The organism is Nocardioides sp. Root151, from assembly GCF_001427925.1.
GTDB lineage: Bacteria > Actinomycetota > Actinomycetes > Propionibacteriales > Nocardioidaceae > Nocardioides.
In genome coordinates this window covers 1-11,574 of record NZ_LMGG01000008.1, presented here as the reverse complement: position 1 = coordinate 11,574, position 11,574 = coordinate 1, and the positions used below count along the sequence as shown (strand labels likewise).

12 protein-coding genes are annotated in these 11,574 nt (G+C 70.6%); 2 read left to right on the top strand and 10 right to left on the bottom strand.

From position 1 onward, the window contains the following. Nucleotides 1–42 precede the first annotated feature (42 nt). The 8 genes from ASD66_RS22810 to ASD66_RS22775 form a co-directional block, all read right to left on the bottom strand. Nucleotides 43–1,728 carry a CTP synthase gene (locus ASD66_RS22810; RefSeq protein WP_056892382.1) on the bottom strand — a complete coding sequence of 562 codons (1,686 nt, stop codon included), beginning with the start codon at nucleotides 1,726–1,728 and terminating at the stop codon, nucleotides 43–45. An 87-nt stretch (nucleotides 1,729–1,815) separates the two neighbouring features. Further along, entirely contained in the window at nucleotides 1,816–2,721 is a 906-nt protein-coding gene (locus tag ASD66_RS22805) for a copper transporter (protein ID WP_056892381.1), read from the bottom strand. Then, nucleotides 2,718–3,920 (bottom strand): putative cytokinetic ring protein SteA, encoded by a 1,203-nt coding sequence (gene steA / locus ASD66_RS22800; RefSeq protein ID WP_056892380.1) that lies wholly within the window; start codon nucleotides 3,918–3,920, stop codon nucleotides 2,718–2,720. The genes ASD66_RS22805 and steA overlap by 4 nt, the downstream gene beginning before the upstream one ends. Before the next feature lie 117 nt (nucleotides 3,921–4,037). Next, complete coding sequence (gene recN / locus ASD66_RS22795; protein ID WP_056892379.1) at nucleotides 4,038–5,789, bottom strand: DNA repair protein RecN; 1,752 nt, start codon at nucleotides 5,787–5,789, stop codon at nucleotides 4,038–4,040. Next, nucleotides 5,786–6,730 carry an NAD kinase gene (locus tag ASD66_RS22790; RefSeq protein WP_056892378.1) on the bottom strand — a complete coding sequence of 315 codons (945 nt, stop codon included), beginning with the start codon at nucleotides 6,728–6,730 and terminating at the stop codon, nucleotides 5,786–5,788. Before ASD66_RS22790 ends, recN begins: the two co-directional genes overlap by 4 nt. Further along, on the bottom strand, nucleotides 6,727–7,566 hold the full coding sequence (locus ASD66_RS22785; RefSeq protein ID WP_056892377.1) for a TlyA family RNA methyltransferase: 840 nt from the start codon (nucleotides 7,564–7,566) through the stop codon (nucleotides 6,727–6,729). Before ASD66_RS22785 ends, ASD66_RS22790 begins: the two co-directional genes overlap by 4 nt. Nucleotides 7,567–7,571: 5 nt before the next feature. After that, entirely contained in the window at nucleotides 7,572–7,952 is a 381-nt protein-coding gene (locus ASD66_RS22780) for a hypothetical protein (RefSeq protein ID WP_156388870.1), read from the bottom strand. A 4-nt stretch (nucleotides 7,953–7,956) separates the two neighbouring features. Next, the gene (locus tag ASD66_RS22775; protein WP_235530234.1) at nucleotides 7,957–8,976 is read right to left on the bottom strand and encodes an HAD-IIA family hydrolase; all 1,020 of its coding nucleotides are present in this window, start codon (nucleotides 8,974–8,976) and stop codon (nucleotides 7,957–7,959) included. 64 nt (nucleotides 8,977–9,040) lie between these two features. Here ASD66_RS22775 and ASD66_RS22770 point away from each other — a divergent pair, with 64 nt between their 5' ends. Beyond that, nucleotides 9,041–10,126: a DUF1015 family protein gene (locus ASD66_RS22770; protein ID WP_056892375.1), complete on the top strand. Its 1,086-nt coding sequence runs from the start codon at nucleotides 9,041–9,043 to the stop codon at nucleotides 10,124–10,126. Here ASD66_RS22770 and ASD66_RS22765 read toward each other — a convergent pair. Beyond that, a complete protein-coding gene (locus ASD66_RS22765) occupies nucleotides 10,101–10,418 on the bottom strand; it encodes a single-stranded DNA-binding protein (protein ID WP_235530231.1) in 318 nt (105 codons plus the stop codon). The genes ASD66_RS22770 and ASD66_RS22765 overlap by 26 nt on opposite strands. A gap of 195 nt (nucleotides 10,419–10,613) precedes the next feature. On the opposite strand from ASD66_RS22765, the gene ASD66_RS22760 reads away from it, so the two are divergent. Beyond that, nucleotides 10,614–11,009, top strand: coding sequence for a VOC family protein (locus ASD66_RS22760; protein ID WP_056892374.1), 396 nt, complete (start codon nucleotides 10,614–10,616; stop codon nucleotides 11,007–11,009). 3 nt (nucleotides 11,010–11,012) lie between these two features. Here the strand turns inward: ASD66_RS22760 and ASD66_RS22755 are convergent, their stop codons facing one another. Further along, on the bottom strand, nucleotides 11,013–11,462 hold the full coding sequence (locus ASD66_RS22755; RefSeq protein WP_056892373.1) for a hypothetical protein: 450 nt from the start codon (nucleotides 11,460–11,462) through the stop codon (nucleotides 11,013–11,015). Nucleotides 11,463–11,574: the final 112 nt, after the last annotated feature.

Here is an 11,574-nt window from a genome sequence, read left to right as displayed (position 1 = left end):
AGGTTATCGCCCGACCCAGACAACGCGGGGTCGGGCGAGCCGTCAGGCCTGCTCGTCCTTGCGGTGCAGCTCCTCGTCGATCGGGAACCGTAGTTCCTTCTGCCGCTCGATGGCCGCACCGATCAGCCCGGCGAAGAGCGGGTGCGGCTTGGTCGGCCGCGACTTCAGCTCCGGGTGCGCCTGCGTGGAGACGTAGTAGGGGTGCACGTCCGCGGGCAGCTCGACGAACTCCACCAGGTTGTTGTCGGGCGACGTGCCCGAGAACACCAGTCCGGCCGCCTCCAGCTGGTCGCGGTAGGCGTTGTTCACCTCGTAGCGGTGGCGGTGGCGCTCCTCGATCTCGGCCGCGCCGTACGCCTCACGCACCACGCTGCCCTCCTTGAGGTGGGCCGGGTAGGTGCCCAGGCGCATGGTGCCACCCAGGTCACCGGCGCCCTCGACGAAGGACTTCTGCTCCTCCATCGTGGCGATCACCGGCTCCGGGGCGTCGGCGTCGAACTCGGTCGACGCCGCCTTCTCGAGGCCGGCCTCCGAGCGGGCGTACTCGATGACCATGCACTGCAGGCCCAGGCACAGGCCGAGGGTCGGGATGCCGTGAGTGCGGGCGTAGGTCAGGGCGCCCAGCTTGCCCTCGATGCCGCGGATGCCGAAACCGCCGGGCACGCAGATCGCGTCGACGTCGGAGAGGTGCTTGGCGGCACCGGCGGGCGTGGCGCACTCGTCGGAGGCGATCCACTCGATCTTGACCTTGGCCTCGTGGGCGAAGCCACCGGCCCGCAGTGCCTCGCCGACCGAGAGGTAGGCGTCGGGCAGGTCGATGTACTTGCCGACCAGGGCGACCGTGACCTCCTCGGAGGGGTGGTGCACGCGGCGCAGCAGGTCGTCCCAGACGGTCCACTCGACGTCGCGGAACGGCAGGTTCAGACGGCGTACGACGTACGCGTCGAGACCCTCGGAGTGGATGACCTTCGGGATGTCATAGATCGACGGTGCATCGGCGCAGTTGATCACGGCTTCCTTGTCCACGTCGCACATCAAGGAGATCTTGTCCTTGATCGACTGCGGCACCTCGCGGTCCGAGCGAAGCACGATCGCGTCGGGCTGGATGCCGATCGAGCGCAGCGCGGCCACCGAGTGCTGGGTCGGCTTGGTCTTCAGCTCACCCGAGGGCCCGAGGTAGGGCACCAACGAGACGTGCAGGAAGAAGCAGTTGTCGCGGCCGATGTCGTGGCGCACCTGGCGGGCCGCCTCGAGGAACGGCAGCGACTCGATGTCGCCGACCGTGCCGCCGACCTCGGTGATGACGACGTCGACGTCGTCGCCACCCATCGCGCGGACCCGGTCCTTGATCTCGTTGGTGATGTGCGGGATCACCTGGACGGTGTCGCCGAGGTAGTCGCCGCGGCGCTCCTTGGCGATCACCGTGGAGTAGACCTGCCCGGTCGTCACGTTCGCGATCTGGTTCAGCTCGGTGTCGAGGAACCGCTCGTAGTGACCGATGTCGAGGTCGGTCTCGGCGCCGTCGTCGGTGACGAAGACCTCACCGTGCTGGAACGGGTTCATCGTTCCCGGGTCGACGTTGAGGTAGGGGTCGAGCTTCTGCATCGTGACGCGAAGTCCCCGTGACTTGAGCAGATTGCCCAGGCTCGAGGCCGTGAGGCCCTTGCCGAGAGAGGAGGCGACGCCTCCGGTCACGAAGACGTGCTTGGTGTGCGCCGATGAGGCCAAGGAAACTCCCGCTGTCAGACTGGGTATGGAGAACTGCGTGTCTGCTACGGGGTTCTAGGCTACCAACGGAAACGCCTGTTGGAGCAATCAGCCCCGCGGAACGGCCCCGTCATTTCCGTGGACGCCGTAGTGACCGGGTCCGCCGGCGCCCTCTGCGGCCAGGGCGAGCACCGTCGCGAGCTGTCCCGAGCGGGTCTGCACGGAGTCGACGGTCGACACCGCAGCGGCGGCGGCCGAGTCGTCCCGGAGCTGGCTGAGCGTGTCGGACTCGGTGTCCCCGGCGACCACGACACCGTCGGTCCCGTGCGCCAGACCCGTCACCAGGCCCGAGAGCAGCTTGTCGAGACCGGTGCCGGTCAGCTCGTCGCCGAGCACGACCAGGGTCAGGCTGCCGCGCTTGTCGCCACCAGCGGTCGTGGTCAGCAGGTCGGCACTGGTGAGGCTGGAGAGGATGTTGCGCGCCCCGGTGTCGGTCGCAACGCCCGCGTCGGTGGCGGTGGCGACGGCCCGGCTCATCACCTGGCCCATCCGGACGTACGTCGAGGCGCCGTCCTCGACGCCCGAGTCCTTGGTGGTCTCGACGAGCTGCGCGCCAAGCGTGTCGACCAGCGAGCCCTCGTCCGCCGAGAGCAGCGTCTTGCCCAGGGCATAGCTGCCCGTGACCGAGCCGCCCGATGCCTTGATCTGCGCGGTCAGCGCGGCGACCCGCTTGGCGTCGGCGCCGGGCAGGGTCAGCAGCGAGATCGGGCGGCCCTTGAGTGCGTCGGACACCCGGGTGCCGGCCACGCTGGCGCCGAAGTCGTCCTGGAAGCCGGAGACGAGGCGGGCCTCCTCGAGGTCGCCGCTGAGCCGCTGGTTGTCCTTGCGGACCTCGCTGGCGGTGTCGGAGCCCCGCCCGATCTCGGACAGGGGGCCGCCGCCGAGCGCCACGCCGACGGCGAGGGCCAGCAGGACGGCAACGATGGAGACGACGTGGTAGCGGAACGAGATCACGGGAGAAGTCCTTTGACGCGGTCGAACAGGTCCGAAACGTGCGGGCTGAGGTCGTCGAGCCATTGCTGGCCGACGGGGGTCACCGCGATGGCAGCCACCACCGCCACCAGTCCGGCGAGCAGGATCAGCCAGAGGTGCCACGTGCGCACGCGTCCGGCGTACAGGGCGGGGACGGTGCGGGCGTCGACCAGGGTGGCGCCGACCCGCAGCCGGGTGAGGAACGTGGAGGCCAGACCGCCACGCTGCCGGTCGAGGAAGTCGTCGAGGCTGGCGTGCGCACCGACGGCGACGATCAGCGACGCCTCCCCCAAGGACGCCAGCATGAGGCCGGCGTCCTCGGCGGTGGCGCCGGTCTCGAAGCGCAGCGGGCGTACGCCGAGTCGCTCGAGCGAGTCCATCGGCGTGCGGCCGGTGCCCCGGTCGACCAGGACCACGACGTCCTCGGCGCCCCGGAGTGCCTTCGGCGAGACGCGGGTCTCGTCGGAGTCGGCGCTGTTCGGTGAGCTCATCACCACGACGTCGGGCTTCATGCCGGCGGCCAGCAGCGCGTCGGCACCGGCGTCGACGGCCACCAGGACCGGGCGTTGCTCGCGCAGGTAGCGGCGCAGCCCCTTGAGCTCGTCCTCGTGGTCGGGACCGGGGACGACGACCACGACGGGGCGTCCGGCCATCTTCGTGCCGAGGCGCGGCGCGCCCCTGCCGTGCAGGAGGAGGTCCTGCTCGCGACGCAGGAACTCCGACGTGTTGTGGGTGAAGCTGTCGAGCTGGCTGCCCATGCCGCTGCGGGCGTCGCCGAGCTCGATGTTCAGCAGGTCGGCGTCCAGCACCCGGCCGCTGGCAACCGTCTCGTCACCGGCGAAGACCGAGCCCTGGTGCAGCCGCACGCTGCGGCCGTCCTTGAGTGCACGGAACGACTCCGGCCCGACCGAGTCGACCAGGGTGATGCCCGCGTCGACCAGGATCTTGGGGCCCTGGCTGGGGTAGCGACCGGAGATGAACGGCGAGGCGTTCACGACGGCGGCGACCTCGGCGTCGACGAGACGCTGGGCCGTGGCACGGTCCATGTCGAGGTGGTCGAGCACGGCGATGTCACCGGGTTCGAGGCGGCTGAGCAGGGTGGGCGTGCGGCGATCGACCCGGGCGGTCCCGACGATGCCGGGAGGCGCGGCTTCACGCGGCTGGCGAGTGGGCAATTTCATGACCGATTCATGGTGGCACGCGGGCCCCTGCGGATTCGGGAGGCCACGCGGAGGGTGACCCGTTGCACCCCGTCACGGGGCCCGGGCGCGCCGCTCCAGTGGGAATCGGAGCGTCAGTCAGGAACGGGTTGCGCGCGCCGTCTCGAGCAGCTCCTGGGCGTGCGCCAGGGCGGTGTCGGACTCCTCCATGCCGGCCAGCATGCGGGAGAGCTCGCGCACCCGTTCGGCGTCGTCGAGGACGGTCAGTCCGGACGTGGTGACCGTGCCGTCGCTGGACTTGGCCACGACGACGTGTCGGTCGGCGTACGCCGCCACCTGGGGCAGGTGGGTCACCACCAGCACCTGCGAGGTGCGGGCCAGGGTGGCCAGTCGACGGCCGACCTCGACCGCCGCCTTGCCGCCCACACCGGCGTCGACCTCGTCGAAGACGAACGTCGGGACAGGACTGGTCTCGGCCAGGGCCACCTCGAGGGCCAGCATCACCCGGGACAGCTCACCGCCCGAGGCACCCTTGTGCAGGGCACGGGCATCGGCGCCCTTGTTGGCGGCCAGCAGGATCTCGACGTCGTCGAGACCGCTGGAGCCGTAGCGCACCCACCGCCCGTCGACCGGGAGCGGCGACCCGGCCTCCTCCACGTCGTCCGGGGCGTCGACCTCGCGCTGGCGTACGTCGACCACCACGCTCGCGTGCGGCATGGCGAGCAGGGTCAGCTCGTCGGAGACCACGGTGCCGAGTCGTCGTGCTGCCTCGGTGCGGGCCTCTGAGAGTGCGGCACCGGTCTCGGCCAGCTCGTCGCGCTGTCGGACCCGGTCGGCCTTGAGCTCGGCGATGTGGTCGTCGGTGCCGTCGAGGTCGAGCAGCTTGCGGGATGCCTCCTGCGACCAGGCCAGCACCTCGTCGGCGGTGTCGCCGTACTTGCGGGTCAGCGCGGTCAGTGCCGCGCGGCGTTCGGAGACCACCGCCAGGCGGGCGGGGTCGATGTCGAGGCCGCTGGCGTAGGAGGCGACGTCGGCGGCCACGTCGGAGAGCAGGTAGGTGACCTCCGCAAGCCGGTCGGCCAGGCCGGCTGCGACGGGGTCGTGGTCGCGTACGCCGTCGAGCAGTCGGCGGGCAGCACCGGCCGCACCGAGCGCGTCGGGGCCGCCCTGTTCGGCAGAGAGCGCCTCACGGGCCTGCTCGGCGGCGGTCCTGAGCGTGTCGACGAAGCCGAGCCGGGACTCCTCCGCGGCCAGGTCGTCGTCCTCGCCGCTCTGCGGGTTGACCGCCTCGATCTCCTCGAGGCCGAAGCGCAGCAGGTCGGCCTCACGGGCACGTTCACGGGCCGACGCGACCACCTCGACCAGCTCGGCCTCGGTGGCTGCGAGCGCGGCGTACGACTCGATGTAGCGGTCGAAGAGCTTCTGCACGTCGGTGCCCCCGAACAGGTCGAGGGCGCGGCGCTGCGCCGCCTGCTTGAGCAAGCGGTGCTGGTCGGACTGGCCGTGCACGGCGACGAGACCGTCGGTGACCTCGGCCAGCTGTGAGGCGGGCACGGAGGCTCCGCCGACGAAGGCACGGGACCGCCCCTCCCCCGCGATGTTGCGGGCCAGCACGACGCGGCCGTCCTCGGCCTCACCGCCGAGCTCGTCGACCTCGGTCAGGAAGGACGGCAAGGAGGTGGCGTCGACGACTCCCTCGACCCGTGCCGATCGGGCGCCCGAACGCACCGCTCCGGGATCGGCGCGACCGCCGAGGAGCAGTCCGAGCGCCGTGACCACCATGGTCTTGCCGGCACCCGTCTCACCGGTGATGACGGTCAGGCCCGGGCCGAGCTCGAGGGTCGAGGAGTCGATGACGCCCAGCGACTGGATGCGGATCTCCTCGATCACGACTCGCCACCGCCATTGCGCCGACGTCGTTCGGAGGCGCCACGCCAGCCCTCGACCGAGAGCCCGAACTTGGCCACCAGCCGGTCGGTGAACGGAGCCTGGTGCAGTCGGACCAGGTGCACCGGCGAGGCTCCGCGGCGTACCTCGATGCGTGCGCCGGGGGGCAGGTCGACGGTGCGGCGCCCGTCGCACCAGAGCACGCCGGCTCCTTCGGTGCGGGCCAGCACCTCGACGGCCAGGACGGAGGTGGGCGCCACGACCATGGGTCGGGCGAAGAGGGCGTGGGCGCTGATCGGCACCATCAGGAGTGCCTCGACGCCGGGCCACACCACGGGTCCGCCGGCACTGAAGTTGTACGCCGTGGAGCCGGTCGGGGTCGCGCAGACCACGCCGTCGCAGCCCCAACGAGACAGCGGTCGGCCGTCGATCTCGACGACCACCTCGAGCATGCGCTCGCGGGCCGCCTTCTCGACGCTGGCCTCGTTGAGCGCGAAGGTGCTGGCCACCAGCTCCTTGTCGCGGTAGACCGACACGTCGAGGGTGAGGCGCTCCTCGGCGGTGTAGTTGCGGTGGATGATCGCCTGGATCGTGGACTCGACGTCGTCGTACTCGGCCTCGGCCAGGAAGCCGACGTGGCCGAGGTTGACGCCGAGCAGGGGCGTGGACTGTCCGTGGGTGATCTCGGCGGCGCGCAGGATGGTGCCGTCGCCGCCGATGACGACCGCGAGCTCGCAGTCGGTCGCGGCCGCCGGGCTCTCCGGGACGACCTCGATCTCGGGGTCGAAGGACGCGGGATCGAGGTCGAGGTCGGCCGCCTCGGGCGCCAGCAGGCGTACGACGATGCCGTGGTCGGTCAACGCCTTCGAGAACGCGCGCGCCACCTCACGGGCGTCTTCACGCCCCGTGTGGGCCAGCAGGAGCACGCGTCTGACTTCGGTCACGGGTCAACCCTCTCACCCGGCACCCCCAGGGCACCGGAGCGCTCCACCTCGGCGGCGATCTCGTCTGCACCGATGGTCGGCTCCCCGGCGCGCATCCACAGGAAGAACTCGACATTGCCCGACGGACCCGGCAGTGGGCTCGTGGTGACCGCCCTGGCACCCCAGCCACGTCGGGCTGCGGCCGCGGCGACGGCCTGGACGGCTTCGGCGCGCAGCGACAGGTCGCGGACCACACCCCCCTTGCCGACCCGGTCCTTGCCCACCTCGAACTGCGGCTTGACCATGAGCGCGAGGTCGCCGTCGTCACGGGTCACGCCGATCAGCGCGTCGAGGACGAGCTCGAGGGAGATGAACGAGAGGTCGCCGACGACCAGGTCGACGGGTTCGCCGATGGTCTCCGGGGTCAGGTCGCGGACGTTGGTGCGGTCGTGCACCTCGACCCGCTCGTCCTGCCGCAGCCGCCACACCAGCTGGCCGTAGCCGACGTCGACGGCCACCACCGCGGCGGCACCGTTGCGCAGGAGCACGTCGGTGAAGCCGCCGGTCGAGGCACCCGCGTCGAGGCAGCGGCGCCCGGTGACGGAGAGGCCGAGGGGCGTGAAGGCGGCCAGTGCCCCGGCCAGCTTGTGGCCTCCACGGGAGGCGTAGTCGGGACTGTCCGGATCCTCGATGACGACGATCGCGACGTCGGTGGTCACGCCGGTGGCCGGCTTGCCGGCGATGGCGCCGTTCACCTTGACCCGGCGGGCGGCGATCAGCTCGCTGGCGTGCTCACGAGAGCGGGCCAGTTGGCGGCGTACGAGTTCGGCGTCGAGCCGCAGGCGGCGTGGCGGCACGGCGGTCAGGGGCGCGGCAGGCGTGGACCGTCGAGGGCCCCGCGCAGCTGCTCGTGGGCCTGCTCGAAGACCGCGACGTGCTCGTCGACCGGCTTGTCGGCCAGGGTGTCGAGGCTGTCGAGCACCCGGTCCACCGCGTGGTTCCCGGTGTGCGTGGTCGCGGCCGGTGCGTGGTCTTCCGCGTCGCCCGCTGCCGACTGGTCCTCGGTCTCGTCCGCGTAGTCCTCGACCGGAGTGGATGCGTCCGCCTCGAACACGTCTGACGCATCGGATTCTTCGGGCACCTCGACCGGGGCCTGGCCGGCGTTCGGCTCGCCCGGGGCGGGCCGCGCCTGTTCGTCGGGACGGCCCAGGGGCGGGCCCGGCTTGGGGAACTGAACGTTCATGTCGTCACCGTACCTGTCCGCCGCCGTCGGTTGGTGGGTCGACACCGGCCACGTCGAGCGCGTGCCCGCGTGCGTCGAGGTGTGCCCAGGCGACCGTGGCGGCGACCCGCCACCAGTCGTCGTCGGCACCGGCGCCCTCGATCGAGAGCCGCCCCTCACGGACCGCGCCGCGCCACCCGCCGAGCACCACGTGCTCATCCTCGCGGGTCGGCGCCGGATGAGTGTCGAACAGTCCGCCGAGGTCGCCGGCGAGGTACGTCGGCCGCAGCTCCGGTCGTGCGGTCGCAAGGTCGCCGAGCCCGGTGACTCCGGTCAGCACGAGCAGCGAGTCGAGCCCTGACCCGTTGGCGCCCTCGATGTCGGTGTCGAGGCGGTCCCCGACCATCAGCGGGCGCTTGCCGCCCACCCGGCGTACGGTCTCGTCGAGCAGTGGGCGCTGCGGCTTCCCAGCAACGATCGGTTGCACACCGGAGAACTCACTCAGCATGCGCACCTGCACGCCGTGACCGGGACCGACCCCGTAGTCCATCGGCACGGTCAGGTCGGTGTTGGAGGCGACCCACGGCAACCCGTCGCGGATCAGCACCGCGCCCTGCATCAGCCGTCGCCACACGAGGTCCGGGTCGTAGCCGCTGACCACGGCGAGGGGTTCGTCCTCCATGCTGCGGACCGGCCTGAGGCCTTCGGCGACCAGCGCCTCCTCGAGGCCGGCGCTGCCGAGGAGGTAGACCGGTGCACCGGGCTCGAGCATCCCGGCCAGCACGTGCGCGGCTGCCTGCGCCGAGGTGACGACGTCTTCCGGGGACGCGTCGACGCCCAGCTCGGTGAGGTGTTGCGCGACCTTCACCGGCGTTCTCGACGCGTTGTTGGTCACGAAGGCGAGGTGCATGCCGGTCGTACGGGCCCGGCGCAGGTGCTCCGGAGCGCCCGGTACGGCGGCCGGGCCGATGTAGACGACGCCGTCGAGATCCAGCATGGCCAGGTCGAAGATCTCGACCAGCGGGCCGGCTGATGCCTTGAGCACCGGTGACCTCCTGGTTCATTGCCCGATCACGACCCGTTGGGGGTCGCGCCCTACGATGACTTGAATGGAAACCCCGCAGGTGGCGCGCCCACACTTCGACCTGCGACCGTTCCGCGCCCTCAGGCTGGCCAACAGTCATGTGGGCGATCCGGCGTCCCACCGCATCTTCGCCCGACCCTATCGGGCGGTCCCGGCCCGGCTGCTCGAGTGGCGTCGCAAGCGACACCTGACGGTCGACCCGGACCCTGCTCTCTACGTGCACGAGTACACCTCCGCCGGGGTGACCATCCGTGGCCTGGTTGCCCTGGTCGACCTCCCGACGAGCGAATCGCGCATCTTCGCGCACGAAGACGTCCAGGACGCGCAGGTTCATCAGTTGGCGCACCGGATGCGCGAGATGTCGTTGAACCCCGCCCCGATCCTGCTGATGCACCGCGGCACACCGTCCGTGCGCGACGTCCTGCACGAGACCACCCGGGGCGAACCGCAGCTCGTCTACACCGATCGCGGTGACCAGCTCCAGCGGATCTGGAGGATCACCGACCCGGACACCGTCTCGCTCCTGCGTGCCGAGGTGGCCGGCACCCACGCCGTCATCGCCGACGGGCACCATCGCTACGCCGCCGCGCAACAGTTGCGCAGGGACGAACCCGGCACTGGTTGGGACCAGACCCTGGTCATGCTGATCGACCAGGCCGACACCCCGCTGCAGCTGTGCGCGATCCACCGCACGATCCCCCGGCTCTCCCTGGACACGATTGCCGAGAACGCGCGGGAGCACGGCGACCGGTTCCGCACGCACTCCTCGAGCCACAAGGCGCTGGCCAAGCTCGAGCACGCGCTGGTGCTGCACGACGGGCAGCAGTGGACCACACTCACACCTGCCGCCTCACCGCCGATGCTGATCACCTGGCTCCACGAGGTGCTGCTCCCCCGGTGGCAGGTCGACACCTCCAAGCTGATGTTCCACCACTCTGCGAGCGACGCCATCACCCGTGCCGGCCACGGCGTGAGCGTGCTCCTGCCGGCCCCGACGTTCGACCAGGTGGACAGCTCGGCACTCTCGGGTCATCTTCTCCCCCAGAAGGCCACCTCCTTCCAGCCGAAGCCGCACCTCGGCGTGCTCATGCGGGAACTGAACGACGAATGAGTCGGCCCGCAGTGGCCTCCACCTCCAGCCTCGACACCGGCGCACCGCCGACGCGGAAGAACCGACGGCGCAGCACACCCTCGACCACGACCACGTCGCCGGCGCCCCACTTCGCGACCGAGCGCCGAAGCCTGGCCGACCACACCGAGCAGTCGACCCAGTCGACGCCGGGACGGTCGCCCTCCGGTCTCGGCACCACGACGCGCAGGGTCCACACGGCATCGCCACTGGGCAGGATCTTCTCTTCCGGCGACTTCGAGAGCCGCCCTTCCAACACGACCTGATTGGTCATGGACATCACCTCCACGACCAGATTGCTGCGCAGCGCAGACAACTTGTCCCGTGCAGGGCCAGGCCTGTGGAGAACCCGTACGCGAAGTCACCTGTGCGCCGAAACCGGCGCACGCCGACCGCAGACCTGCCTGAGGCCGCGGAACGACGCCGGTTCCGGACGCCAAGTGGCCGGAACCACACGTACTGTCCCGGCATGGCTACGCACTGGACCATCGGGGCCGACGCGCTCGACCCGGAAGCACTCGCCGCGTTCTGGAGCAGCGCCCTCGGATACGTCCACGAGCCGGGCTACGACAACCCGGACGGCGCCTCGATCATCGACCCCGACGGCACGGTCCCTGCCATCGGCTTCCTGCGCGTGCCCGAGCGCAAGACCTCGAAGAACCGCTTCCACATCGACATTCGCGTGGCGGGCGAACAGCCCTGGGACCACGCAGAGCGCGCGCGGCTCATCCGCGCCACCGTCGCTCGCCTCGTGCAGGCAGGCGCCACCGAGCTCCGAGAGGAGGAGTACGCCGACGAGCGCGGCACTGTCCTCGGTCATGTCGTGATGCATGACCCCGAGGGCAACGAGTTCTGCGTCGCCTAGACCTCAGCCCGCAACCTCGGGCTCCGGATCGTCCTGCCAGGCCACCGCGCTGATCCGCCACCGACCGGAAACCCGGACCAGCTGCACGGACTTCGTTCCCCCACCCTCGAATCGTTGACCGGACTGACGTCCCTGTTTCGCATACCGCCCGAACCAGTGCGCGACGTCTCCGCGCACCTCTGTGCTCCCCTCGACCCGCCACTCACGGAAGTCCTCGAGCGCTCCCTCGGTGAGCAGGGCGAGCCTCGGCACGATGAACGACTCGACGTCGTCCTCGTGCGGCCCTTCGGCTCTCAACGTCACGATCGTGGCGTGCGGGAGGAACAGCTCGCCCACGGCGTCCAGTCTGGCCACGCACTCCGGGCCACTGGTGAATGCCGCCAGGAACTGGTCCACGACATCCTCGACCTCGGTCACCTCGTCGGCAGACACATATGCGGCACCACCACTCATGCCGGAGAACCTAGCGTCACCTGCTGACTCGGGACACTTCTTTTCGGTGTCAGTTGGGTTGTTCGAGTTGTTGGGCGCGGGTGGCGGCGTCGGTGAGTTCGTCGCCGTCGAT